We start from the raw sequence: 24924 nt of genomic DNA on the forward strand, positions 1-24924 counted from the left end.
AGGCAGCCGAACGCACCGCTGCCCGCCGGTCGTCGGCCCGATGGGCCGACGGTCCGCTCAGTCGGTGCCGGCCAACCGGCGCAGAGCCTGCACCGCCGTCTCCCGGTCGGTGGTGGGCCACATGTCAGGCATCGACGACTTCAAGAAGCTGCCGTACCTGGCTGTCACCAGGCGGGGGTCCAACACCGCGACGACGCCCTTGTCGGAGATCCGCCGGATGAGCCGGCCGGCCCCCTGCGCGAGCAGCAGCGCGGCATGGGTGGCAGCCACCGCCATGAACCCGTTGCCGCCGGCCTCAGCCACCGCACGTTGCCGGGCCAGGGTGAGCGGCTCGTCCGGCCGGGGGAAGGGGATCCGGTCGATGATGACCAGCTGGCAGGTGGCCCCCGGGACGTCGACGCCCTGCCACAGCGACAAGGTGCCGAACAGGCTCGCTTCGTCCTCGGCGATGAACCGGCGGGTCAGCTCGGACAGCTGCGCGTCGCCCTGACACAGGATGGTCATCTTCGGCAGCTGACGGCGCACGTGCTGGGCCGCCGCCTCGGCCGCGCGCCGGGATGAGAAGAGCCCGAGGGTACGTCCCCCCGCCGCCCAGACGAGCTCGGCGATCTCGGTCTTGGCCTCCTCGGACAGCCCGTCCCGCCCCGGCGGCGGCATCGTCTTCGCCACATAGAGGATGCCTTGGCGCCGATAGTCGAACGGCGAGCCGACGTCCATCGCGCGCCAGGGTGCTGCCGTGTCGCTGCCCTCCTCCGCCTTGGTGCGGGTCGCGGGTGGCGCGTCGCTGTCCACCTGCTCGGCGGCGCGCAGCCCCACCGACGACGCCACGCCGGCGAAGTCCCCGCCGAGCTTGAGCGTCGCCGACGTCAGGATGGTGGTGTGCTCGGCGAAGACGCTCTGGCGCATCAGACCGGCCACTGACAGCGGTGCGACGTGCGCCTCGCGGCCGAACCGCTCCCGCTCGGAGACCCAGACCACGTCGTGGGCGTTCAGGCCGGCCATCCGCTCCGCGACGTCGAAGACCTCCTTGACTGCGGCGGCGGCTTGGCGCTTGTCGGGATCCTGCTTGTCCTCACCGGTCGACATCGCCGTGACGGCGCGCCGGGTCACGTTGCGGATGGCGGCGAAGGCCGCGACCACCGCTGCATCGGGATCCTCCACCCGCTCCAGCGGCGTCTGGTCCAGCGCGGTTCGCAAGGCGTCGGCTGACTCCAGCAGCTCCAGCGCCAGCTCGTCCTCGAGGTATGTCATCGCCCGCCGACCGCTCCGCTCGATGGTCTGCGGGCTCAGCTCGGCCGACGCCGCCCCGGTCACCCGGGCTACCAGCTCGTGTGCCTCGTCGATGATCACCGCGTCATGCTCGGGCAGGGCCGTGCCGCCGTGCATGGCATTGATGGCCAGCAGCGCGTGGTTGGTGACGACCAGATCGGCCGAGCGCGCGGTCTCGCGCGACTTCTCCACGAAGCAACCGTCGCCATAGGGGCAACGCTGCACCCCCAGGCATTCACGGACCGGGATCGAGACCTGCTGCCAGGACCGGTCGGTGTGGGTCGGCGCGTCGTCGCGATCAGCCAGTCCGCCGTCGGTCGACTGCTTCTCGGCCCACTCCCGCAGGGCGAGCACCTCGGCCCCGATGCTCGACTCGGCACTGGTCGGCGCGACCCGGATCGTGTCGGCGAGGTCGCTGGCCGAGATCAGCGTGGCCTGGTCCTCGGCAACGCCGTCGCGGACCCGCAGCAGGCAGGCGTAGTTCGTCCGCCCTTTCAGCACAGCGTGGCTGGGTCGCTTGCCGGTGACCTTCTGGACGGCGTCCAGGGCGGCCGGGATGTCATTGTTGGCCAGCTGGGACTGCAGCGCCAAGGTGGCGGTCGCGATCACGATCCGCTCCGCCGGCTTCCTGGTCAGCCGGACCAGCGCAGGTGCCAGATAACCCAGGGACTTGCCGGTGCCCGTGCCGGCCTGCACGAGCAGATGCTGTCCCGAGTCCAGCGAGCTCGCGATCGCCTCGGCCATCGCGATCTGGCCCGGGCGCTCGCTGCCACCGATCTCGGCGACCGCGGCCGCGAGCACGTCGGCCGGCTTGGCGCGGCTCTTCGCCGTCTGCGTGGACGAGTGAGGCGTCGCGTCGGGGGCAGACTCCTGCGCGTCAGCCACGATTGCTCGCACGGCGCTGACCACCCGTTCGATTGCCACCGCAGAACCCTAACCGGCGCCGCCGACACTTTCCGCCGGCGCGCGGCCCGAGGACCCGCCGGATCACTCCTCGGCGGCGGACAGCTCGTACTGGGCCAACTCGCCGGCCAGGTCCGGATGGACACGTGCGACGACGACCGTTCCGTCTCCGGTGTGCTCGGTGGTGATGAGCTCGCCGGCGTGATGGATGCGGTCGATCAGGTCACCGCGCTCGTACGGGACCAGGGCCCGGATCTCCACCTCCGGCCGAGGCAGCCGACCCTCCACCTGGGCCCGCAGCGCCTCGATACCCTCCCCCGTCCTGGCCGATACGACCTGGGCGTCGGGATACTGCGTCCGTAGCGTCTGCAGCATGGCTGGGTCGGCGGCGTCGGACTTGTTGATCACGATCAGCTCGGGCAGCTTGCCCGCGCCGATGTCGGCCAGCACACCACGGACAGCGGTGATCTGGCCGGTGGGATCGGCATCGGAACCGTCCACCACATGCACCAGCAGGTCCGCCTGGGCGGACTCCTCCAAGGTCGAGGCGAACGCCTCCACCAGGTCATGCGGCAGGTGCCGGACGAACCCGACCGTGTCGGTCAGGGTGAAGACGCGGCCGTCGGTCGTCTGCGACCGACGGGTGGTCGGGTCGAGGGTGGCGAACAACGCATCCTCCACCAGCACGCCGGCGCCGGTGAGCCGGTTGAGCAGCGAGGACTTGCCCGCGTTGGTGTAGCCCACAATGGCCACTGACGGGATCTGGTGGCGGCGCCGCTCGGCCCGCTTGTTCTCGCGCGTCCCGTCCATCTCCCGCAACGAGGCACGGAGCTTGGCGATCCGGCTGTTGATCCGGCGACGATCGGTCTCGAGCTTGGTCTCGCCCGGTCCACGGCCACCGATGCCGGCACCGCCGGCCGCCCGACCGCCGGCCTGGCGGGACAGGTTGCCACCCCAGCCGCGCAGGCGCTGCTTCAGGTATTGCAGCTGCGCCAGCTCGACCTGGGCCTTGCCCTCGGCGCTCTTGGCGTGCTGGGCGAAGATGTCGAGGATCAGGGCGGTCCGGTCGATCACCTTGACCTTGATCCGGTCCTCGAGGTTGCGCAGCTGTGCGGGTGCCAGCTCGCCGTCACAGATGACGGTGTCCGCGCCAGTCGCCACCACCACCTCGCGCAGCTCGTCGACCTTTCCCCGACCGATGTACGTGGCAGGGTCGGGCCGCTGGCGTCGCTGGATGAGACCCTCCAGCACCTGTGAGCCCGCCGTCTCCGCCAGCAGCTTGAGCTCCACCATGGCGTTCTCGGCGTCGACCTCGGTGCCGGTGGTCCATACGCTGACCAGGACGACCCGCTCCAGCAGCAGCTGGCGGTACTCGACCTCGGTGATGTCCTGCAGCTCGGTCGACATCCCTGCGACACGTCGCAGGGAGATGCGGTCGAGCAGGTCCTGCTGGTCGCCGTCGTAGCCGTCGTCGGCGACCCGGGGATCCGCGCTGAGATGGTCAGGAGTCTCGACGTCCTCCACAATCAGCTCGTCGTCGAGGGGGGAGGCGGCATCGCGCTCGTTGTGAATCTCGCGTTGGGGCAAAGTCATCGTGGACCAATATTCCCATGCCCGGCCAAACCTCGCGAGACCTTTCCCAACCTTCGCCTCAGAACACCGAGTAGCCGCCGTCCATCACCATCACCTCGCCGGTCATGAACGCCGACGCCGAGGAGGCGAGGAACACCACGCTGGGACCGAGCTCTTCGGGCAGCCCGAACCGCTGCATCGGCGCGTCCTGCACCCAGTAGCGCTGGAACTCGGGTCGATCCACCGGCGTCATGTCGGTCTTGATGTAGCCCGGGGCCAAGGCATTGACGCGGACACCGTGCGGCGCCCACTCGGCGGCCAGCGACCGGGTCAGGTGGTGCACCGCGGCCTTGGACGCGTTGTACGCCGGCTGCCACTGCGGCCGGTTCACGATGTTGCCCGACATCGACCCGATGTTGACGATGGACCCGCTGCCCTGGGCCACCATCTGGCGGCCGAAGGCCTGGGCGCAGTTCCACACCCCGTTGACATTGACGTCCATCACCGCGCGCCACTCGGCGGGCGTCACCTCCAGGGCCGGCTTGTGGATGCAGGCACCCGCGTTGTTGACCAGTACGTCGACCCGCCCCTGTTCGGCCACCACTTGGGCCACGGCGGCGTCCACCTCAGCCGGCACCGTCACATCGGCCGTCACCACCGAGGTCCGTACGCCCAGCGTGGCGAGCTCCTCGGCGGCAATCTGGCCGGCGCTGCGATCGCGGACCAGCAGCACCACGTCGCTGCCCGCCTCGGCCAGCGCCGATGTCAGCGCCCGCCCGATACCGCGGTTGGCCCCGGTCACCACCGACACCCGGCCGGTCAGCGAGAACGCATCGAGCACACCCATCAGAACTCCTCCGGCAACTGGACATGACCATGGGCGACCACGACCGCGGGCCCGGTCAGGAAAACCTCGGTGGGATCGGACAGGTCCACCTCGACGCTGCCGCCGGGTACATCAACGCGCCAGACGTCGCCGTCCACGAGGTGGCTGTCCCCCGTGTCGGTGTCCCCGGTGTCCCCGTGCCGGGCGGCATGGGCGGCAGCGGCTGCTGCCGCAACGGTGCCGGTGCCGCAGGAACACGTCTCGCCGACCCCCCGCTCGTGCACCCGCATGGCGATGTGCCGCGGTCCGAGCACCCGGACGAACTCCAGGTTGACCCCGTCGGGGAACCGCCCGGCCGGGGACCAGGTCGGTGGCCGGTGCAGGTCCAGCGTCGTCAGGTCGTCGACCAGACTGACCGCATGCGGGTTGCCGACGTCCGCCGGCAGGGCGGTGAGCACCGCGCCGTCCGCGGTCGTCACCGTGATCGCGCTGGCGTCCACCGTCACCGGGCCCATCGCCACCCGGATCCGACCGTCGAGGAGCACGGTGGCTTCACGCAACCCTGCGCGGGTAGCGATCTGGACGACCGGGCCGGTGGCCAAACCTTCCTCCAGCAGATACCGGACGAACACCCGGACCCCGTTGCCGCACATCTGGGCGATCGAGCCGTCGGCGTTGCGGTAGTCCATGAACCACAGCTCGGGGTCGCCGTCCCACTCCGGGATGTGACGCGCCTTCACCACGCGCAGCAGACCGTCACCGCCGATCCCGGCGTGCCGATCACAGAGGAAGCGGACCTCAGCCTCCTCCAGCCGCAGCATCGACTCGCGGTCCAGGACCAGAACGAAGTCGTTGCGGGTCCCGTGACCCTTGGCGAATGACCAGCGACGCATGACCCCAGTCTCCCATGGTCGCCGCTGCGATCCGTTCGCCATGGTCGCCGCTGCGATCCGTTCGCCATGGTCGCCGCTGCGATCGGTTGCCATGGTCGGCGCAGCCAGCCTCGTGCGCCACAGCGTCGCCGCTGCCGCCTTCACGTCACCGCGTCGGCCGCTGCCGCGGTCTACGTCGCGCTCGTCCGGGTCAGGACGTACGCCTGCTCGACCAGATCGGGGGCCAACGCCGGCAGCCACCGGATCCGCGGGTCGCGCCGGAACCAGGAATCCTGCCGTCGGGCGAACTTGCGGGTGCCGATCACCGTCTGCTCGCGCGCCTGCTCCTCGGTGATCTCCCCGTCCAGGAACTGCAACACCTGCCGATAGCCGAGCCCGCGTGACGCGGTGACGCCCTCCCGCAGCCCTGCACCCACCAGGGCACGTACCTCCTCGACCAGGCCCTGCTGCCACATCCCGGCCACGCGCTGCTCGATCCGGGCGTCCAGCCGGGGACGGTCCAGGTCCAGCCCGAGCTGCACCACGTCGGGCAGCAGATAGGTGTGAGCGGGCAGGACAGCGGTGTACGGCCGACCGGTGAGCTCGATCACCTCCAGGGCGCGGACCGTGCGACGACCGTTCGCAGGCTCCATCGCAGCGGCCGCCGCTGGATCCACGGCAGCCAGCCGCCGGTGCAGCTCCGCGGGGCCCACCCGGTCCAGCTCCGCCTCCAGCCGGGCACGTACGGCCGGGTCGGTCGCCGGGAACTCGAAGTCGTCGACGATGGCGCGGACATACAGCGCGGACCCGCCGACGACGATGGGCACCACCCCGCGGGCCCGGCAGTCCGCGACGGCTTCGCGGGCGAGCCGCTGGAACTGCGCCACGGTCGCGGTCTCGGTCACGTCGAGGATGTCCACCAGGTGGTGTCGCACCGCCCGCCGCTCCTCAGCCGTCGGCTTCGCGGTGCCGATGTCCATCCCGCGATAGACCAGCATCGAGTCGGCGTTGACGATCTCGGCGTCACGACCGGCAGACCGGAACCGCTTCGCGAGGGCGATCGCCAGACCGGATTTGCCGGCCGCCGTAGGTCCCACCAACACGATCGTCACGGGTTCAGTCTGGCGTACGCCGGGCGACGCGCCCCGCGGCGATGGCCCAACGCGGGCCGACTGCACGAGAACCAGGTACAACTGGAACCGCACCGCACGGCGGTGCCCACGGCGGCCAGACCGCGGCCGCTCCGACAGACAGGACACGCATGGGAATCTTCGACAAGGCCAAGGACCTGCTCAACCAGCACCACGACAAGGTCGACGCCGGCCTGGACAAGGCCGCCAACCTGGTGAACGAGAAGACGGGCGGCAAGCACAGCGACAAGGTGTCCAAGGGGGTCGACTCGGCCAAGAACCGACTCGATGACCTCAACCAGCCCGCATCCGGCAGCACCACCCCGCCGGCGTCACCTCAGCCCGGCACGGATGGCGTCACGCCCCCGCCGGCGTCGGACCAGCGGGCCTGAACCCCGACCCGGCCGGCCGCCGGATGCGCAGCGTCTGACGGCTGGCCCGGACCGGGCTCACCCGCGGCAGAGGTTCGAGCTCGCTGTGGCTCAGCCGCCGGCGATGGCGGGCGCACTCGGATCGGCCGCGCCACGACTCTGCTCACGCGCGACGTAGTCCTCGATGGCCTCGATGTTGTCGCGCGAGCGACGCACGACGTTGACCAGGTCGGTCATCGTCGCGACCTCCTCCACCTGCTCCTTGACGAACCACTGCATGAACTGGTCGGAGGCGAAGTCGTTCTCCTCCCGGGCGATCCTGGTCAGCTCGTTGATCTGGATGGTGACGCGCTTCTCCTGCTCCAGGGCCAGCGTCACCGGGGCGACCAGGTCGGCGAACTGGGTGACAGGTGCGGGGGCGCCGGGGATGGTCACCGGAGCGTCCTGGTCGACCAGGTACTGCACCATCATCATCGCGTGATCGCGCTCCTCGGTCGCTTGGTCGTAGAAGAACTGGGCCAACCGCGGCATGGTCAGGGCGTCGTAGTAGACCGCACAGGCGATGTACTGCTGGTGGGCGCCGAACTCGTTGGCCACCTGGTCGTTGAGCTGTTCTACGAACCGTTCTGCGGGCATGGGATCTCCTGTTGGCCGGGCGGGGTCGTGCTCGTGACGCACATCGGGGTTCGCCCATCGTGCCATGTCACGCGGCGCCCGGGAGGACCCGCTCGCGCAGGCGCAGAGTGTGGACAGGGTTGCCTCACCTAACCCCCGCGGCTAGCCTGACCCGGTGCCTGCCAGCCCGAAGAAGAAGTGCTGCATCAGCAAGCCCCGGTGCAAGCGGTGCCCGATCCGCCTGCTCAGCGAGGGCAAGCTGGATCCGGACGACGCGCGCAAGATCTTCGCGAAAGAGCGGAACCGCAAGGCACTGAAGAAGGCGAAGCTGCCGAAGGCCGCCTGAGCCGCCTTCCGTCCGGCGCCGAGGCGGTCAGCTCGCGGCGCAGCCGGAGACCGGCGCCAACGGGGCGGGGATGCCGAGCGTCGGCATCCCGAGGCCGACGGCACCGCTGGTGGCGGGCTGTCGCTCCCGGAGCGCCCAGGCGTCGCCGCCGCGGGTACGCCGCAGGTTGGTGATGCCGTGGTCGGCCACCAGGTGGTGCGGCGCGGCATAGCTGACCACCGCGTCGGCCAGATCACCGGGGCGCGGTCGCAGCGCCTCATCCTCGGGGACGGCGACGTGCACCAGCCGGTTGTCGCGGGCCCGCCCCGACATCCTGGCGGTGGCCGAGTCCTTGCGACCCTCGCCATCGGCGAACATGACCTCGACCGGCTGCCCCACCTGGCGCAGGTTCTCCTGCCAGGCGATGTCATTGACGAGCGCGACCAGCCGTTCGTAGCGCTCCTGCACCACAGCCTTGGGGATCTGGCCCTCCATCGTGGCGGCCGGGGTCCCTGGACGAATCGAGTACTGGAAGGTGAACGCGGCAGAGAAACGTGCCGCGGCGACCACGTCCAAGGTGGCCTGGAAGTCGGCCTCCGTCTCGCCCGGGAACCCGACGATGATGTCGGTGGTGATCGCCGCCGATGGCATCGCGGCCCGCACGTCGTCGATGATGCGCAGGAACCGCTCGCTGCGGTACGACCGGCGCATCGCGCGCAGCACCGTGTCCGAGCCCGACTGCAACGGCATGTGCAGCTGCGGCATGACGTTCGGGGTCTCGGCCATCGCCGCGATCACGTCGTGGGTGAAGTCCTTGGGGTGCGGCGAGGTGAACCGGACCCGCTCCAGCCCTTCGATCTGGCCGCAGGCGCGGAGCAGCTTGGCGAAAGCCTGCCGGTCGCCGAACTCGACGCCGTAGGCGTTCACGTTCTGCCCGAGCAGGGTGACCTCCTGGACACCCTCGGCCACCAGAGCCTCCACCTCGGCGAGCACGTCACCGGGGCGACGGTCGGTCTCCTTCCCGCGCAACGCCGGCACGATGCAGAAGGTGCAGGTGTTGTTGCAGCCCACACTGACCGACACCCAGGCGGAGTACGCGCTGTCGCGCCGGGTCGGCAACGTGGAGGGGAACCGCTCGAGCGCCTCGGCGATCTCGACCTGCGCCTCGGACTCGATCCGGGCCCGCTCGAGCAGCACCGGCAGCGAGCCGATGTTGTGGGTGCCGAAGACCACGTCCACCCAGGGGGCGCGTCTCACGATCTCGCTCTTGTCCTTCTGGGCGAGGCAGCCGCCCACAGCGATCTGCATGCCGGGTCGCGCGGTCTTCGTCGGCAGCAGATGCCCCAGGCTGCCGTACAGCTTGTTGTCGGCGTTCTCGCGGACCGCGCAGGTGTTGAACACCACCACGTCGGCGCCGTCGTCGGCCTCGGCGCGGGCGTACCCGGCGTCCTCCAACAGACCGGCGAGCCGCTCGGAGTCGTGGACGTTCATCTGGCACCCGTGGGTGCGGATCTGGTACGTGCGAGGCGGCGCGCTGATGGACATGATGGGACAAGGGTAATGCGTTCGCCCCCCGCGGCCGATCTGTTGCGCGCGGGGGCAGTAAAGTCCCAGGCGTGACCAACCCGACAGGCGAACAGTACGAGATCAGCTTCGGCTCCCATCACGCTGTGGTGACCGAGGTGGGCGCGACGTTGCGCAGCTACACCGTGGACGGGCGCGACGTGGTCGTCGGTTTCGAGGCCGACGCCGTCATCCGCCGGGGTCGTGGCCAACAGCTGCTGCCCTGGCCGAACCGGATCCGTGACGGCAAGTACGTCTTCGGCGGCGAGGAGCAGGAGCTCGCGCTGACCGAGCCGGACAAGCACAACGCCATCCATGGTCTGGTCCGCCACGTCGTCTGGGACCGGGTGGAGCACACCGACGAGGCCATCACCCAGAAGGTGCGGGTCTATCCGCAGATCGGCTGGCCCGGCATTCTCGAGGCGACGGTGCGACACAGCCTCAGCGACGAAGGACTGCAGGTGCAGGTCACTGCGCGCAACATCGGCACCGTGGACGTGCCGTTCGGCTATGCAGCGCACCCGTATCTCGGGGTCGGCGAGGAGCTGGTGGACGAGATCGAGGTGCAGCTGCCGGCGGCGGCCTACCTGGAGGTGGATGAACGGCTGCTGCCGATCGAGCTCAAGGACGTCACCGGCACCAAGTACGACCTGAGGTCGGGCGACCCACTGGGCGAGACGACGCTGGACACCGCCTTCACCCGGCTGACGGTCGAGGAGGACGGGCGGTGGCGGGTTCGGCTGTCCCGCGGCGATCGGTACGCGGAGATGTGGGCGGAGGAGAAGTTCGGCTGGCTGCAGGTCTACACCGGTGACGAGCTCCGCGACATTGCTCTCGCGGTCGAGCCGATGACCTGCGGACCGGACGCGTTCAACGAAGGCATCACCCATGACGACATGATCGTGTTGGCCCCGGGGCAGAGCTTCGAAGGCGCATGGGGAATCACCGGTCACTGATGCCCTGCCCGCGACATCTGGCCCCGCCCCCAGCACGACCGTCGGGTGATCCCGACGTTACGCCTGCAGACGTGCGGTGTAACCGAATTACAACATGGAGTTCCCACGTTCACGCAGCACCTTCCCCTAGGGTCGACACATGACGGAATCCGCTGACGTGCGCGACAACACACAGGTGCCGCAGCCGTCGAGCCCGCCCGATCAGCACACTCCCGACCCGCTCACCGGGCCGTCGGTGGCGCCGGAGGCCATCGGTGAGCCGCTGGTGGTGCTGAAGGACGTCGACAAGTATTTCGGCGACCTGCACGTGCTGCAGAAGGTGAACCTGTCGGTCGGCAAGGGCGAGGTGGTGGTCGTTCTCGGCCCCTCCGGCTCAGGCAAGTCGACACTGTGCCGGGCGATCAACAGACTGGAGACCATCCAGTCCGGAACCATCACCATCGACGGCAAGCTGCTGCCCGAGGAGGGCAAGGAGCTGGCCAAGCTGCGCGCCGACGTCGGCATGGTCTTCCAGTCGTTCAACCTCTTCGCCCACAAGACCGTGCTGGAGAACGTCACCCTGGGGCCGGTCAAGGTACGCAAGCGGTCGCCGGCCGAGGCCCGCAAGCGTGCGATGGAGCTGCTCACCCGGGTCGGCGTCGAATCGCAGGCGGAGAAGTACCCGGCGCAGCTCTCTGGTGGCCAGCAGCAGCGGGTGGCGATCGCGCGCGCGTTGGCGATGGATCCCAAGGTGATCTTGTTCGACGAGCCCACGTCTGCGCTCGACCCGGAGATGGTCAACGAGGTGCTCGACGTGATGGTCGGCCTCGCCCGCCAAGGGATGACCATGATCGTCGTGACTCATGAGATGGGATTCGCCCGCAAGGCGGCGAACCGGGTGGTGTTCATGTCCGACGGACAGATCGTCGAGGAGGGGAAGCCCGACGTGTTCTTCACGGCCCCGCGTTCCGACCGGGCAAAAGACTTCCTGGGCAAGATCTTGTCGCACTAGCTCAGGGGACACGGTCATTCCGTGTCACACGAAGGCGTCCCGCCACCACGGTGAGACGCTCAACACCGTATGGCCCCAGTTGTGGGCACGTACATCTGCCCCACGATGGAGGAATGCATGAAGATCACCACGAAAGTCCTCACCTTTGCCGCCTGTGCCGGCCTGGCCCTGACCGCGGCGGCCTGCGGAAGTGACGGCGAAGCCGGCGGCGACCCGGGCACGGGTGGCCCGATCACCATCGGCATCAAGTACGACCAGCCGGGTCTGGGTCTGCAGGAGGGCTCGGAGTACACCGGTTTCGACGTCGAGGTGGCCAAGTATGTGGCCAAGGACCTCGGCTACACCGACGTCAAGTTCATGGAGTCCCCGTCGGCCCAGCGCGAGACGCTGCTGCAGAGCGGACAGGTGAAGATGATCTTCGCCACCTACTCGATCACCGACGACCGGAAGAAGAAGATCTCCTTCGCCGGGCCATACTTCATCGCTGGTCAGGATCTGCTGGTCAAGTCTGACAACAACGACATCACCGGCCCCGAGACGATGAACGGCAAGAAGCTCTGCTCCGTCGCCGGTTCCACCTCAGCCAAGAAGATCAAGGACAACTACGCCTCCACGGTGCAGTTGCAGGAGTACGACACCTACTCCAAGTGCGTCGAGGCCCTGAACTCCGGCTCCATCGACGCCGTCACCACCGATAACGTCATTCTGGCCGGCTTCGCCGCACAGTCGCAGTACCAGGGCAAGCTCAAGGTGGTCGGCAAGCCGTTCTCCGAGGAGCGCTACGGCATCGGCATCAAGATGGGTGACACCGAGCTCTGCGGCAAGATCAATGCCGCGGTCGAGAAGATGGTCTCGGACGGCTCATGGCAGAAGGCGCTGGACGAAACGGTCGGCAAGTCCGGCTTCAAGCCCGACACCAGCACCAACCCCCCGAAGGCTGACGCCTGCTCCTGAGTCCAGGTGGCCGGGTGGTCCTCAGCGACCGCCCGGCCACGGTCTCTGATCGAAAGGAGGGTCCGTGGAAGCCCTGCGCACGTTGCTGAGTGAGTACAACGTCTTCGCCGCCTTCTGGATGACCATCAAGCTGACGTTCTTCTCCGCGATCGGCTCGCTGGTGATCGGCACTCTCGTCGCCGTCATGCGGGTGTCCCCCGTCGCCGTCTTCCAGGGCTTCGGCGCGGCGTACGTCACCCTCATTCGCAACACCCCGCTGACGCTGATCGTCTTCTTCTGCGCGTTCGGCATCTCCAACACCCTCGGCATCACGTTGGCGCCGGCGGACTCGCCGACCTTCATCGTCGACAACAACTTCCGCTTCGGGCTGGTCGCCTTGTCGGTCTATCACGCCTCGTTCGTGGCCGAGGCGCTCCGCAGCGGCATCAACACCGTCCCGCAGGGCCAGGCTGAGGCCGCCCGCGCCATCGGACTGTCCTTCGTCCCCACCCTGAGCTCCATCGTCTTGCCACAGGCGTTCCGTGGTTCGATCGCTCCGTTGGGTAACACCCTGATCGCCCTGACCAAGAACACCACGGTGCTCGCGACCATCGGCGTGGCCGAGGCCGGTCTGACCATGAAGAACATGCTCGAGTTCAACAGCTCGCTGCTGTACGGAATCTTCGCCATCATGGCTCTCGGCTTCGTCATCCTCACCCTGCCGATGGGCCTAGTGGTCACCGCGGCGTCACGAAAGCTGTCGGTGCAACGATGAGCGCCCAGTCGGTCCTCTTCGACGCACCCGGCCCTCGGGCCATCCGCCGCTATCGCGTCTTCGCCGTGATCGGGGCCATCTGCATCGCCGCCCTGCTGTACGCGATCATTCGCGGGCTGGCCGACCCCGCGAACGACCAGCTGACGGCCGCGAAGTGGAGCCCGTTCCTGACCAGCCAGGCCTGGGTCTCCTATCTGCTGCCGGGCCTGTGGGCCACGATCAAGGCAGCCGGGCTGGCCGTGGTGCTGTCCGCCGTCCTCGGCGTCCTGCTCGGCATGGGTCGGCTGTCCACGCTGGGGCCGTTGCGCGTCGTCTGCGGGATCTTCGTCGAGTTCTTCCGCTCGGTGCCGGTGCTGATGATGATGCTGTTCTTCTATTACGTCGGCATCTACGCCCTCCAGATCAGCGGCCCCGGGCTGTCGCTGTTCGGCGTGGTCGCCGGCCTGACGTTCTACAACTCGAGCGTCATCGCCGAGCTGATCCGCTCCGGGGTGTACTCCCTGCCCAGCGGTCAGCGAGAGGCCGGACTGGCGATCGGCATGTCGGCGAACCAGACCCTGATCTCCATCCTGCTGCCGCAAGCCATCACGGCCATGCTCCCGTCACTGGTCAGCCAGCTGGTGGTCATCCTCAAAGACACCGCACTGGGCTACATCATCAGCTATCCGGAGCTGATCCGCGCCGGACAGAACTTCGCCAGCGGCAAGGGCAACCTGATCCCGACCTTGATCGTGACCGCAGCCATCTTCATCCTCATCAACTACGCGCTGACCCGGGTGGCCCGGCTGCTCGAGCGGCGGCTGCAGATCAGCGGCCGGGGCGGAAAGACGCCGCCGGCGGACCTGCTGATGAACGCGGGTGCGGCGGGGTCGTCGGCCGCGCTGGCCGAGCCTGGGACCGGGACTCATCCCGCGCGGTGAGCCGCCAGCTCGCGCAGTGGCACCGACGCTCGGCCGGCTCGCCCAGCTCGCGTAGTGGCTCAGCTGCTCGCCAGCTCGCGTAGTGCGGCGAGCAGCCGAGCCACGTCGTCACCGCTGCTGTAGGGGGCCAGCCCGACGCGGACCGCGCCCCGGTCACCAAGACCCAGCTGCCGCGACGCTTCAATGGCATAGAAGTGACCGGCAGGTGCACTGATGGCTCGCGAGCCGAGGTGGTCCGCCACCTCGACGGGGCGATGCCCGGGCAGGTCGAACAAGACGGTCGAGGTCCGCCGGTCCGCGCGGCTGTAGACGACGGCCCTCAGCTCGGCCAGTCCGGCCTCGAGCTCGTCGCGCAGCCCCGTCTCATGGCTCTCAAAGCTCACCCGCGCCGTCTCGAGGCGTTGGCGGCGGGTGGCTCCCTGACCGAAGCCCGCCAGATAGTCGACTGCGGCGCGGGTGCCGGCCAGCATCTCGTAGGGCAATGTGCCCAGCTCGAACCGTTCCGGCACGGCATCCGAGGACGGCAGCAGCTTGTCCGGATGCAAGGTCTCCAGCAGGTCGGGTGCGGCGGCCAGGATGCCGTGGTGCGGACCGAGGAACTTGTACGCCGAGCAGGTGAAGAAGTCGGCACCGAGCGTACGTACGTCCACCGACGCGTGCGCTGTGTAGTGCACCCCGTCAACGCAGAGCAGGGCCCCGGCGCCGTGCACCAGCGCTGCGATCGCGGCCAGGTCCGGCATGGTGCCGATCAGGTTGCTGGCGGCGGTCACCGCCACCAGCCGGGTCCGCTCACAGAGCAGCTCGCCGATTGCCTCGGGGGCCAGCTCACCGGTCGCAGGGTCGAAGTCGGCCCACCGGACCGTCGCACCGGCCCGCTCGGCGGCGATGACCCACGGTCGGATATTGGCGTCATGGTCGAGCCGCGTGACGATCACCTCGTCGCCAGGGCCCCACCCGGCTGCAAGGGTCCGGGCCAGGTCGAAGGTCAGCTGGGTCGCGCTGCGGCCGAAGATCACGCCCCTGCGCTCGGCACCCAACAGGTCGGCCATGGCCAGCCGCGCCTCGCCCACGATCTGGTCCGCGTTGCGTTCGGCGGGTGTCCGGGAGCCGCGATTCGACAGCGGCGCGCGCAGGGCAGCCGCCATCGCCGCGAACACCGGCTCCGGAGTCTGGGTTCCGCCGGGGGCGTCGAAGTGGGCAGTGCCGGAGGCGAGTGAGGGGAAGTCCGCGCGCATGCGCTCGACGTCGAAGGTCATGACCGTCCTGGTGGTCTGTGCTGCGAGGCAGGCGGGCAGAGGGAACTCCGGGAGTCTAGACCGACCCCTCTGCACCGCGGGCGTCGGACCTTGCGGCAGGGTCCCGCGCCGCGGACAACTCGGAGCGGCTCAGCGGGCGGTCTCGGTGGCGCGGGACTCCCGAACCACGGTGATGCGGATCTGGCCCGGGTAGGTCAGCTCCTCCTCGATCTGCTTGGCGATGTCGCGGGCCAGCACCTGCGCCTCGATGTCGTCCACCACGTCGGGAGCGACCATGACCCGGATCTCGCGCCCGGCCTGCATGGCGAACACCTTGTCCACGCCGTCACGGGCGCCGGCGATCTCCTCCAGTCGCTCCAGCCGCTGAACGTAGGACTCGAGGCTCTCGCGGCGCGCCCCGGGACGGCTGCCGCTGATGGCGTCGGCGGCCTGGGTCAGCACGGCCTCGACGGTCTTGACCTCCACCTCGTTGTGGTGAGCCTCGATGGCGTGCACGATGTCGGGGTGCTCGCCGTACTTGCGCGCCAGGTCGGCCCCGATCAGCGCGTGCGAACCCTCCACTTCGTGGGTGAGCGCCTTGCCGATGTCATGCAGGAACGCGGCCCGCTTGCACTGAGCCACGTCCAGACCCAGCTCCGCGGCCATCAGGCCAGCGATGTGGGCGCACTCGATGAGGTGCTTCAGCACGTTCTGACCGTACGAAGTGCGATAGCGCAGGGTGCCGAGAATGGGGATCAGCGAGGGATGCAGGTCGGAGATACCGACCTCGGCCATCGCGTCTTCGGCCGCCCGCAGGCACTGCTCGGAGATCTGCGCCTTGCTGCGCTCGTGGACCTCCTCGATCCGGGCCGGGTGGATGCGACCGTCCTTGACGAGCTCGGTCAGGGTCATCCGCGCCGTCTCCCGCCGCACAGGGTCGAAGCAGGAGAGCAGCACCGACTCCGGGGTGTCGTCGATCATGACGTTCACCCCCGTGACCTGCTCGAACGAGCGGATGTTGCGGCCCTCTCGGCCGATGATGCGTCCCTTCATGTCATCGCCGGGCAGATGCACCGCGGAGACCACCGACTCCGACGTCTGCTCCGAAGCGACCCGTTGGATGGCACCGACGACGATGTTTCGGGCCTTGACCTCCGCCTCGCGGACGGCCTGGCGCTCGATGTCGCGGGCGACCAGCACCGCCTGGCGCTTGGCCTCGTTCTCGACCATGGCGACCAGCTCGGCCTTCGCCTGGTCCGCGGTGAGGCCAGCCACCCGTTCCAGGGCCTGACGTTGCTCCGCTTCGCTGTCCGCCAGGGCCCGCCGCTTCAGCTTCAGCTCGGCCTTGGCCTCGTCCAGCTGTTGAGCTCGTTCGTCCAGGCTGCGCGACTCGGCATCGAGGCGTTCCTCACGGTCGGCCAGCCGCTGCTCCCTGCGCTCCAGCTCGACCCGCTGCTCACGCATCTCCGCTCGCCGGGACCGGACTTCGTCCTCGGCCGCAGCCCTGGTCTCGCGGGCCAGACGCACCATCTCGTCAGCCTTCGACCGCACCGTCTGGTCGTAGTCCTCCGCTTGCGAGCGCAGCTCACGGTGATACTCGTCGGCCTCGGTGCGACGCATCTCTATCTCGTCCAGCACCGCCGGGTCGAGGACCTGTGTGGCGACCGGAAGCTCTTGGGCGGAAGCGGCGGGAAGAGCCCGTCCGGTCCGTCGGGTCACAACGATGATCCCCACCACGACGGCGGCAGTCAGCAGGAGCAGGCTCAACAGGACCAGGATGCCAATCATGCCGTTGGTCATCTCGCGCTCCGTTCTCACGCTCACGCGTGTGTCGGGAGGGTGTGCAGCACCTACGTCGATATGGAAAACCCGAGCCGCACCGACGCCCTGGGGGTCGGCCGCTGGGCACGCCAGACGAGCCTCTCATCAAAGTCGAACAAGTGTGATCATGGTCAAACCGCGAGTGCGGGGGCACCGCGGAGTCAGTTCATATCGGTTAAGCGTGCTTCAACCCTCGTATTGGCAGAGTATGTGCGCCACTGCCCGTGGTCAAGCACTGGCACCCTCGGGGGAACCGGTTCCTCAGTCGGTCGGTGAGGAGTCCAAAACCTCCGCCAGGACCCTGCTCATGACGCTTGATCCGAACCCCCGCCGTCCGAGGGCGCCGGCCAACCGGCGGTACTGGACCTCGCGCGCCAGGCCGGTCATCGACCGGTGTTTCTTGCGCGCCAACCGGATGGCGGCGTCATATTCGTCGTCTGCGTCGACCGACTCGAGCGCGGTGTCGATCTCGTCGCGCGCCACACCCTTGCTGGTCAGCTCACGCCGCAACGCGCTCTTTGACAGGTGTCGCCGGGCTTGGCGTGAGGCGACCCAGCCCCGTGCGAACTCGGCGTCGTTCACCAGCCCGACGTCTTCCATCCGATCCAGCACCGACTCACTCACCTCGTCGGGGACGTCCTTGGCCTTCAGGGCCTTGTGCAGCTCCTGCCGGGTCCGCGCCGACGCGCTCAGCTTGCGAAGCACGATGGTGCGGGCAGTATCGACTGCCTCGGCGCGTGCGCCAGGGTCGAGTGGACCGGTATCGAGTGAACCGGTGTCGAGTGAACCGGGGCCGGGTGAACCAGGGTCCCCTGAACCAGGGCCGGGTGGACCAGTGTCGGCCTCGTCGGCGTCAGCCTCGTGGGGCGTGGCGGCGGTGGCCCGACCGCGACGAGTTGTCCGCTCAGACCGCGGTGGCTTGGTGCTGGGACCGAGCGAGGACACCGACTCCAGCGGGGCCGGTGTCACCCCACGCTCGGCGAGCCATGACTGCGCCTGGCGTACGGCGTCGGCCGCATCCCTGGCGGCCTGGGTCCTATCGGAGCTCATCTGCCCTTCCTGACGATCGACCAGTCGGGTCGGACGGCGTCGGCCGCCCGACCTGAGATGGTCTAGAAGGCGACCTCGCCGGTGACCGGGTCAACTCCAGCGGGCACGTCGACCTGCGGGCCGATCCCCATCTTCTCTTTGATCTTCTTCTCCAGCTCGTCGGCCAGGTCGGGGTTGTTGAGCAGGTAGTTGCGAGCATTCTCCTTGCCCTGGCCCAGCTGGTCGGCGTCGTAGGTGAACCAGGCGCCTGCCTTGCGAACGATGCCGGACTCGACACCCATGTCGATCAGGCTGCCCTCACGGCTGATGCCCTTGCCGTACAGGATGTCGAACTCGGCCTGCTTGAAGGGCGGCGCCACCTTGTTCTTGACCACCTTGACCCGGGTGCGGTTGCCGACCATGTCCTGGCCGTCCTTGAGGGTCTCGATCCGTCGCACGTCCAGACGCACTGACGAGTAGAACTTGAGCGCCTTGCCACCGGTGGTGGTCTCCGGCGACCCGAACATGACGCCGATCTTCTCGCGCAGCTGGTTGATGAAGATGCAGGTGGTGCCCGCACCGCTCAGCGCGCCGGTCATCTTCCGCAGCGCCTGACTCATCAGTCGGGCCTGCAGACCGACGTGGCTGTCACCCATCTCGCCCTCGATCTCGGCCCGTGGGGTCAGGGCGGCGACCGAGTCGATGACGATGAGGTCCAAGGCGCCCGACCGGACCAGCATGTCGGCGATCTCCAGGGCCTGCTCACCGTTGTCGGGCTGGCTGACCAGCAGGGCGTCGGTGTCGACGCCGAGACGCTGGGCATAGTCCGGGTCGAGCGCGTGCTCGGCGTCGATGAAGGCACAGATGCCGCCGGCCGCCTGGGCGTTGGCGATGGCGTGCAACGCCACTGTCGTCTTACCGCTGGACTCCGGGCCGTAGATCTCCACCACGCGGCCGCGGGGCAGGCCACCGATGCCGAGGGCGATATCCAGTGCGATGGATCCGGTCGGAATGACCTCGATCGGCGCACGCGTCTCTTCACCGAGCCGCATCACCGACCCCTTGCCATGCTGCTTCTCGATCTGTGCAAGTGCGGTGTCGAGCGCCTTGCTGCGGTCTGCGACGGCCATCGTGAATCCTTCCCTTCGCCCGTGTCAGGCGTTTGTGTGACTTCGTGTCGGTGACTCTAGAGACGGCCACTGACAGTCGTTCGGCGAGCCGATGGGCTGTGGATGACGTCCAGCCGTCCTCGACCCAGTGCACAACTTACCGAACACCTGTTCGAACCGGAACCGACACGCCGATGCCCGACCGGGAATCACCGAGGTCAGTGGTGGACCCGCGGCGCAGAACTCGACAGCCGCGGTCAGCGGTCCCGCGCGGGCAGCTCGAGAGCCGCCCAGACCGCCCGCCAGATCTTCTTGCACGGCTCCCCATCGGCCAGCGCCTGCATCACCGTGCGGTCCCCCAGCTCGACCAGGCTGTACTCGGCCGCCCAGACCCGGCAGTACACGTCACCCAGATGGGTTTGCATCCGCAGCCACAGCTCGGTCTCCTTCATCGCGGCCCGCCATGAAGTCTCGTTCCGAGTCGGCACGGGCCCGACGAGGGCAGCGGGAGCGGGACGCGGAGCAGAAGCACGCCGACAGCCTAGAGGGCTGAGGCGAGCGGGTCACCTCACCGGCGGGTGCCGCGATCGGCTCCAGACCCACGGTGACCGACGTCGACCCGGACGTCGATCCCGGCATCTGACGACAGGAACCGGAACTGTCGGTGGCCACAGGCAAGATAGAGGTATGGCAGCGTCCCCGCTCGATGCGTTCGCTCCCGCCACGGCGACGTGGTTCCGGGAGGTGTTCGCCGAACCCACCCGGGCCCAGACGGGCGCCTGGGAGGCCATCTCCGCGGGGCAGAACGCGCTGGTCATCGCTCCCACCGGCTCGGGCAAGACCCTGGCGGCCTTCCTCTGGGCCCTCGACGGGTTGACCCGCCGGCCGACACCGCCGACCAAGCAACGCTGCCGAGTTCTCTACGTCTCGCCGCTCAAGGCGCTCGCGGTGGATGTCGAGCGCAACCTCCGGGCGCCGCTCGCCGGGATCGGCCAGACCGCCTTGCGACTCGGCCAACCGGCTCCCGATGTCGCCGTGGGCGTCCGCTCCGGTGACACCCCGGCCGCCGACCGGCGCCGCCTCACCAGCAAGCCGCCGGACATCTTGATCACCACCCCAGAGTCGCTGTTCTTGATGCTGACCTCCGCAGCGCGCGACGTGCTGCGGCAGGTGGAGACAGTGATCGTCGATGAGGTGCACGCACTGGCCGGCAGCAAGCGCGGCGCCCATCTCGCGCTCTCGCTGGAGCGGCTGGACGCGTTGGTGGCCGAGTCCGACCGACCCCGGCCGATCCAGCGGATCGGGCTGTCCGCGACGGTACGCCCAGCCGAGCGGGTGGCTCGGTTCCTCGGCGGGATGCACCCCGTCACGGTCGTCGCGCCGCCGGCGGACAAGGCCTGGGACCTCTCCGTGGTCGTGCCGGTGGAGGACATGAGCAACCTCGGTGGCGCGGCTCGCCCGGACGCCTCGCTCGAGGACGAGGCGCCGACCCAGCGGCCCTCGATCTGGCCGCATGTCGAGAGCCAGATCCTCGACCTCATCGAGGCGCACCGCTCCACCATCGTCTTCGCCAACTCGCGTCGCCTGGCCGAGCGGTTGACGGCCCACCTCAACGAGTTGCACGCGGAGCGACTCGGTGAGGCAACGCCGGGCGACATCGCCCCACCGGCGCAGATCATGGCCCAGTCGGACACCTCGGCCGGCCGGGACGGCAGCACCACACCGGTGATCGCGCGCGCCCACCACGGCTCGGTCAGCAAGGAGCAGCGCGCCCACATCGAGGCCGACTTGAAGTCCGGACTGCTGCCCTGCGTGGTGGCGACCTCCTCACTCGAGCTGGGTATCGACATGGGAGCGGTCGACATCGTTGTCCAGGTCGAGGCGCCCCCGTCGGTGGCCAGCGGCCTGCAGCGGGTAGGCCGCGCGGGGCACCAGGTCGGTGCGGTGTCGCGGGGGGTCTTCTTCCCCAACCACCGCGGTGATCTGATCGAGTCAGCGGTCGTCGTCGAACGGATGCGGGCCGGCGCGATCGAGGAGGTCGCCGAGCTGCGCAACCCGCTGGACGTGCTCGCCCAGCAGATCGTCGCCATCGTCGTCGGTGGCGAGATGAAGGTCGACGAGCTGTTCGCTCTGGTCCGCCGGGCCAGCAGCTATCAGGACCTGCCGCACAGTGCCTTCGAAGCCGTGCTCGACATGCTCAGCGGTCGCTACCCCTCAGAGGACTTCGCCGAGCTGCGCCCGCGCTTGGTGTGGCAGCGCGACACCGGCGTGCTGACCGCCCGTCCCGGTGCGCAGCGGCTGGCCGTGACCTCGGGCGGCACCATCCCCGACCGCGGGCTGTTCGGAGTCTTCCTGGTCGGGGAGGGCTCCGCGTCCGGCAAGCACAATCCCGGTCGCCGGGTCGGCGAGCTCGACGAGGAGATGGTCTACGAATCCCGCGTCGGCGACGTCTTCACCCTCGGCACCACCAGCTGGCGGGTGGAGCAGATCACGCACGACCAGGTCCTGGTGTCCCCCGCCCCCGGCGTGCCGGGTCGGCTGCCCTTCTGGAAGGGCGACTCCCCCGGCCGCCCCGCCGAGCTGGGTCGTGCCTTCGGCCAGTTCGTCCGGGAGGTGGCAGCACTGGAGCCGGCCGCGGCGCGGGAGCGGCTGGCCCGTTCGGGGCTCGATGCCTGGGCCGCGGACAACCTCGTCAGCTATCTCGCTGAGCAGCAGCAAGCCACCGGTGCCCTGCCCACGGATCGCTCGATCGTCTTCGAGCGGTTCCGAGACGAGCTGGGCGACTGGCGGGTGTGCGTGCACTCCCCCCTGGGCTCGGGCATCCTCGCCCCGTGGGCGCTGGCGGTCGAGCACACCGCTCGCGAGCGGTACGGGATGGAGGTGCAGGCGACGGCCACCAACGACGGCATGGTGCTGCGGATCCCCGACACCGAGACCGATCCGCCCAGCGCCGACCTGATCATGGTCGACCCTGAGCTGCTCGAGTCGATCGTCACCGAGGAGGTCGGCTCATCGGCCCTGTTCGCCTCGCGTTTCCGGGAGTGCGCCGCACGGGCGCTGTTGCTGCCGCGGCGCGACCCGAAGGCACGCTCACCGCTGTGGCAGCAGCGGATGCGATCCGCCCAGCTGCTCAGCGTCGCCGCGCAGTACCAGGAGTTCCCCATCGTGTTGGAGACGATGCGCGAGTGTCTGACCGATGTGTTCGATCTCGACGGCCTGCTGGACGTCCAGCGGCAGCTGGCCGCGCGTACCCTCCGGCTGGTCGAGGTTCAGACCACCGAGCCGTCACCGTTCGCCAAGTCACTGTTGTTCGGCTACGTCGGTGCCTTCGTCTACGAGGGTGACGTGCCGCTGGCGGAGAAGAAGGCGGCCGCGCTGTCGCTGGACGCCACCCTGCTGGCCGAGCTGCTCGGCAAGGACGGGCTGAAGCAGCTGCTGGATTCCGAGGTTATCGCCGCCACCGAGGCCGACCTGCAGGGTCTGAGTGAGGAACGACGAGCGACCAGCATCGAGCAGCTCTTCGACCTCATCCGCACCGCCGGCCCGTTCACCCTGGACGAGCTCCGGCAGCGCAGCGGACCGGACCTGGACGTCACCGACGCGGTCGAGCAGCTGGCCCTGGCCCGGCGGGTGGTGCGGGTGCGGATCGCCGGCGCCGCGATGGTCGCCGTCACCGAGGACGTTCCGCGGCTACGGGACGGGCTCGGGATCCCGGTGCCGCCCGGCGTGGCGGCATCCTTCGGCGAGACCGCCGATCACCCCATCGCGGACCTGGTGCTGCGGTGGGCCCGCACCCACGGCCCGTTCGCCGCCTCCGTGGTGGCCAGACGCTACGGGCTGGGATTGTCCGTGGTGGCGGCGGCCTGCGAGGCGTTGCGGGGTCCGGGCACCTTGGTCTCGGGATCCTTCGTCGACCTCGACGATGTACCGGACCGGCAGCAGTACTGCTCGGCCACCGTGCTCGCATTGATCAAGCGACGGACGCTGGCGCGCTTGCGCAAGGGCGTCGAGCCCGTGGATCAGGTCGCCTTCGCCCGCTTCCTCGCCGGGTGGCAGGGTGTCAGCAGCCCGAGCCGCGGCGTCGACGCCGTCCTGTCGGCGATCGAGCAGCTCGCGGGCTATCCGATGCCGGCGAGTGCTGTCGAGTCGGTGGTGCTGCCGGCCCGCGTCGCTGACTATCGGCCGGCGATGCTGGACGAGCTGACCACCACCGGCGAGGTCTACTGGGTCGGTGACGGTGCGGTCGGTGAGTCCGACGGGTGGGTCCGGTTCTATCTGGCCGGCATGGAGCCGGTCGCCCCGCGGAGCGAGCCGGAGAGCCGTACCGCGGTCGCACTGCTCGAGTCGTTCGCGCCCGGCGGCGCCTACTTCTTCGACGGGCTGCTGCGCGCCGGCGCCGATGGCGCCGATCCCGACGCGGGCGAGCGTTCGTCCTACGTCAATGCGCTGTGGGAGCTGGTGTGGGCAGGACTGATCACCGGAGACACCTTCGCACCGGTCCGCGCCCTGACCACCGGCGGGACCCTGAAGCGGCCTCGACAGCCATCCTCCCGGGTGCACCGCGGCCGACTGACGGGCAGGCCCGGTCGCCCGCGCCTGCCAGTTCGTACCCTGTCGCCGACCACGGCCGGTCGCTGGTCCTTGGTGGAACGGTCTCCGCAGGACGCCCGCACCATCTTGACCAACGAGATCTTCGCCCAGCTGGACCGCTATGGCGTGGTGACCCGCGGCAGCGTGATGACCGAGGACTCCCCGGGCGGTTTCGGCACGGCCTACCGTGCGCTGAGCAGCCTGGAGGAATCCGGCCAGTGCCGACGCGGCTACTTCATCGAAGGGCTCGGTGCGGCGCAGTTCGCCCTGCCCGGCGCTGTCGACCGGCTGCGAGCCGAGCTCGAGGAGTCCGAGGCCAAGCGGGCAGTCATCCTGGCCGCCTGCGACCCCGCCAACCCGTACGGCGCAGCCCTGCCCTGGCCGGAGCGGGAGGGCCACCGCCCGGGTCGCAAGGCGGGCGCACTGGTAGCCCTGGTGAACGGCCACCTCGTCTTCTACATCGAGCGTGGCGGCAAGACCCTGTTGTCGTTCAGCGAGGACGAAGAGCTGCTGCTGCCGGCGGCGGCGGCGCTGGCGCGGGCCGTCTCCGCGGGGCTGCTGGGCAAGATGACGGTGGAGCGGGCTGACGGGGGTCATGTCTTCACCTCCGGGCCGGTCAGCGCGGCGTTACAGGAGGCCGGCTTCGCGATGACGCCGCAAGGTCTGCGGCTGCGTCCGCGGCCGGGACGGACGCCGGTCTGACCTCATCCGCCGAACGGTCACTCCATGGCATCGCGACTGACCGCGAGGGCAGAGCGAGCGTCGGTCGATGCCGCCGTACGAGAGACCAGTGTCAGGCAGCTGCCTGAGCGACGGGACGGATGGTCGGCAGTGCAGCGATGGTCTCGTAGGTCGCCATCTTCTCGCTGACTGTGTTGAGCACGATGGACAGCGGCAGGTCCAAGGCCGAACAGATCGACGCCAGCAGCTCTGAGGACGCTTCCTTCTGACCGCGCTCCACCTCCGAGAGGTATCCCAGGCTCACCCGCGCGGACTTCGACACCTCGCGCAAGGTCTTGCCCTGGCCGACTCGCTCCTCGCGTAGCGACTCGCCAATCAGCTCGCGAACCAGCACTGGCTTCAACGCTTGCTCCTGTCGCATACCAAGACTCTACCCAC

The 24924-nt window shown here is 69.0% G+C and carries 21 protein-coding genes; 8 read left to right on the forward strand and 13 right to left on the reverse strand.

From position 1 onward, the window contains the following. Positions 1–57: 57 nt before the first annotated feature. The 5 genes from AC1XX3_RS15020 to miaA form a co-directional block, all read right to left on the reverse strand. A complete protein-coding gene (locus AC1XX3_RS15020; RefSeq protein ID WP_483322118.1) occupies positions 58–2013 on the reverse strand; it encodes an ATP-dependent DNA helicase in 1956 nt (651 codons plus the stop codon). Between the two features lie 243 nt (positions 2014–2256). After that, entirely contained in the window at positions 2257–3765 is a 1509-nt protein-coding gene (gene hflX / locus AC1XX3_RS15025; RefSeq protein WP_483321942.1) for a GTPase HflX, read from the reverse strand. Positions 3766–3823: 58 nt separating this feature from the next. After that, positions 3824–4591 (reverse strand): SDR family oxidoreductase, encoded by a 768-nt coding sequence (locus AC1XX3_RS15030; protein ID WP_483321943.1) that lies wholly within the window; start codon positions 4589–4591, stop codon positions 3824–3826. Then, positions 4591–5463 (reverse strand): diaminopimelate epimerase, encoded by an 873-nt coding sequence (gene dapF / locus AC1XX3_RS15035; protein WP_483321944.1) that lies wholly within the window; start codon positions 5461–5463, stop codon positions 4591–4593. Before dapF ends, AC1XX3_RS15030 begins: the two co-directional genes overlap by 1 nt. Positions 5464–5633: 170 nt before the next feature. Continuing rightward, a complete protein-coding gene (gene miaA / locus AC1XX3_RS15040; RefSeq protein WP_483322119.1) occupies positions 5634–6545 on the reverse strand; it encodes a tRNA (adenosine(37)-N6)-dimethylallyltransferase MiaA in 912 nt (303 codons plus the stop codon). 158 nt (positions 6546–6703) lie between these two features. On the opposite strand from miaA, the gene AC1XX3_RS15045 reads away from it, so the two are divergent. After that, a complete protein-coding gene (locus tag AC1XX3_RS15045) occupies positions 6704–6964 on the forward strand; it encodes an antitoxin (protein ID WP_483321945.1) in 261 nt (86 codons plus the stop codon). 90 nt (positions 6965–7054) lie between these two features. On the opposite strand, the gene AC1XX3_RS15050 is transcribed toward AC1XX3_RS15045, so the two are convergent. Then, complete coding sequence (locus AC1XX3_RS15050) at positions 7055–7579, reverse strand: ferritin (RefSeq protein ID WP_483321946.1); 525 nt, start codon at positions 7577–7579, stop codon at positions 7055–7057. 154 nt (positions 7580–7733) lie between these two features. Between AC1XX3_RS15050 and AC1XX3_RS15055 the strand changes: the two genes are divergently transcribed. Beyond that, on the forward strand, positions 7734–7904 hold the full coding sequence (locus AC1XX3_RS15055; RefSeq protein WP_483321947.1) for a hypothetical protein: 171 nt from the start codon (positions 7734–7736) through the stop codon (positions 7902–7904). 27 nt (positions 7905–7931) lie between these two features. On the opposite strand, the gene miaB is transcribed toward AC1XX3_RS15055, so the two are convergent. After that, positions 7932–9428, reverse strand: a complete 1497-nt coding sequence (gene miaB / locus AC1XX3_RS15060; protein ID WP_483321948.1) for a tRNA (N6-isopentenyl adenosine(37)-C2)-methylthiotransferase MiaB — start codon at positions 9426–9428, stop codon at positions 7932–7934. Between the two features lie 71 nt (positions 9429–9499). Between miaB and AC1XX3_RS15065 the strand changes: the two genes are divergently transcribed. From AC1XX3_RS15065 to AC1XX3_RS15085, 5 genes are all read left to right on the forward strand, one after another. Then, complete coding sequence (locus AC1XX3_RS15065) at positions 9500–10402, forward strand: aldose 1-epimerase family protein (RefSeq protein ID WP_483321949.1); 903 nt, start codon at positions 9500–9502, stop codon at positions 10400–10402. A 139-nt stretch (positions 10403–10541) separates the two neighbouring features. After that, positions 10542–11393: an amino acid ABC transporter ATP-binding protein gene (locus AC1XX3_RS15070; RefSeq protein WP_483321950.1), complete on the forward strand. Its 852-nt coding sequence runs from the start codon at positions 10542–10544 to the stop codon at positions 11391–11393. 117 nt (positions 11394–11510) lie between these two features. Further along, on the forward strand, positions 11511–12347 hold the full coding sequence (locus tag AC1XX3_RS15075; protein WP_483321951.1) for a glutamate ABC transporter substrate-binding protein: 837 nt from the start codon (positions 11511–11513) through the stop codon (positions 12345–12347). A 64-nt stretch (positions 12348–12411) separates the two neighbouring features. Further along, positions 12412–13101: an amino acid ABC transporter permease gene (locus AC1XX3_RS15080; RefSeq protein ID WP_483321952.1), complete on the forward strand. Its 690-nt coding sequence runs from the start codon at positions 12412–12414 to the stop codon at positions 13099–13101. Then, positions 13098–14021, forward strand: a complete 924-nt coding sequence (locus tag AC1XX3_RS15085; RefSeq protein WP_483321953.1) for an amino acid ABC transporter permease — start codon at positions 13098–13100, stop codon at positions 14019–14021. The genes AC1XX3_RS15080 and AC1XX3_RS15085 overlap by 4 nt, the downstream gene beginning before the upstream one ends. 59 nt (positions 14022–14080) lie before the next feature. Here AC1XX3_RS15085 and AC1XX3_RS15090 read toward each other — a convergent pair whose 3' ends face one another. From AC1XX3_RS15090 to AC1XX3_RS15110, 5 genes are all read right to left on the reverse strand, one after another. Beyond that, complete coding sequence (locus tag AC1XX3_RS15090) at positions 14081–15277, reverse strand: cysteine desulfurase-like protein (protein ID WP_483321954.1); 1197 nt, start codon at positions 15275–15277, stop codon at positions 14081–14083. Positions 15278–15406: 129 nt separating this feature from the next. Next, positions 15407–17056: a ribonuclease Y gene (rny, locus tag AC1XX3_RS15095; RefSeq protein ID WP_483321955.1), complete on the reverse strand. Its 1650-nt coding sequence runs from the start codon at positions 17054–17056 to the stop codon at positions 15407–15409. A 282-nt stretch (positions 17057–17338) separates the two neighbouring features. Next, positions 17339–18127: a regulatory protein RecX gene (locus AC1XX3_RS15100; RefSeq protein ID WP_483321956.1), complete on the reverse strand. Its 789-nt coding sequence runs from the start codon at positions 18125–18127 to the stop codon at positions 17339–17341. 62 nt (positions 18128–18189) lie between these two features. Beyond that, positions 18190–19236 carry a recombinase RecA gene (gene recA / locus AC1XX3_RS15105; RefSeq protein ID WP_483321957.1) on the reverse strand — a complete coding sequence of 349 codons (1047 nt, stop codon included), beginning with the start codon at positions 19234–19236 and terminating at the stop codon, positions 18190–18192. A gap of 236 nt (positions 19237–19472) precedes the next feature. After that, positions 19473–19667, reverse strand: a complete 195-nt coding sequence (locus AC1XX3_RS15110) for a DUF3046 domain-containing protein (protein WP_483321958.1) — start codon at positions 19665–19667, stop codon at positions 19473–19475. Between the two features lie 235 nt (positions 19668–19902). On the opposite strand from AC1XX3_RS15110, the gene AC1XX3_RS15115 reads away from it, so the two are divergent. After that, positions 19903–24507 carry an ATP-dependent helicase gene (locus AC1XX3_RS15115; RefSeq protein ID WP_483321959.1) on the forward strand — a complete coding sequence of 1535 codons (4605 nt, stop codon included), beginning with the start codon at positions 19903–19905 and terminating at the stop codon, positions 24505–24507. A 91-nt stretch (positions 24508–24598) separates the two neighbouring features. On the opposite strand, the gene AC1XX3_RS15120 is transcribed toward AC1XX3_RS15115, so the two are convergent. Continuing rightward, positions 24599–24889, reverse strand: a complete 291-nt coding sequence (locus AC1XX3_RS15120) for a helix-turn-helix domain-containing protein (protein WP_483322120.1) — start codon at positions 24887–24889, stop codon at positions 24599–24601. Positions 24890–24924 lie beyond the last annotated feature (35 nt).

This window comes from Microlunatus sp. M237, from assembly GCF_056896895.1.

Coding starts and splice junctions, on each gene's coding strand:
- AC1XX3_RS15020 (WP_483322118.1), bottom strand. CDS start 2,013: ATGGCCGAGGCGATCGCGAGCTCGCTGGACTCGGGACAGCATCTGCTC.
- hflX (WP_483321942.1), bottom strand. CDS start 3,765: ATGACTTTGCCCCAACGCGAGATTCACAACGAGCGCGATGCCGCCTCC.
- AC1XX3_RS15030 (WP_483321943.1), bottom strand. CDS start 4,591: ATGGGTGTGCTCGATGCGTTCTCGCTGACCGGCCGGGTGTCGGTGGTG.
- dapF (WP_483321944.1), bottom strand. CDS start 5,463: ATGCGTCGCTGGTCATTCGCCAAGGGTCACGGGACCCGCAACGACTTC.
- AC1XX3_RS15045 (WP_483321945.1), top strand. CDS start 6,704: ATGGGAATCTTCGACAAGGCCAAGGACCTGCTCAACCAGCACCACGAC.
- AC1XX3_RS15050 (WP_483321946.1), bottom strand. CDS start 7,579: ATGCCCGCAGAACGGTTCGTAGAACAGCTCAACGACCAGGTGGCCAAC.
- miaB (WP_483321948.1), bottom strand. CDS start 9,428: ATGTCCATCAGCGCGCCGCCTCGCACGTACCAGATCCGCACCCACGGG.
- AC1XX3_RS15070 (WP_483321950.1), top strand. CDS start 10,542: ATGACGGAATCCGCTGACGTGCGCGACAACACACAGGTGCCGCAGCCG.
- AC1XX3_RS15075 (WP_483321951.1), top strand. CDS start 11,511: ATGAAGATCACCACGAAAGTCCTCACCTTTGCCGCCTGTGCCGGCCTG.
- AC1XX3_RS15085 (WP_483321953.1), top strand. CDS start 13,098: ATGAGCGCCCAGTCGGTCCTCTTCGACGCACCCGGCCCTCGGGCCATC.
- AC1XX3_RS15090 (WP_483321954.1), bottom strand. CDS start 15,277: ATGACCTTCGACGTCGAGCGCATGCGCGCGGACTTCCCCTCACTCGCC.
- rny (WP_483321955.1), bottom strand. CDS start 17,056: ATGACCAACGGCATGATTGGCATCCTGGTCCTGTTGAGCCTGCTCCTG.
- AC1XX3_RS15100 (WP_483321956.1), bottom strand. CDS start 18,127: ATGAGCTCCGATAGGACCCAGGCCGCCAGGGATGCGGCCGACGCCGTA.
- recA (WP_483321957.1), bottom strand. CDS start 19,236: ATGGCCGTCGCAGACCGCAGCAAGGCGCTCGACACCGCACTTGCACAG.
- AC1XX3_RS15110 (WP_483321958.1), bottom strand. CDS start 19,667: ATGAAGGAGACCGAGCTGTGGCTGCGGATGCAAACCCATCTGGGTGAC.
- AC1XX3_RS15115 (WP_483321959.1), top strand. CDS start 19,903: ATGGCAGCGTCCCCGCTCGATGCGTTCGCTCCCGCCACGGCGACGTGG.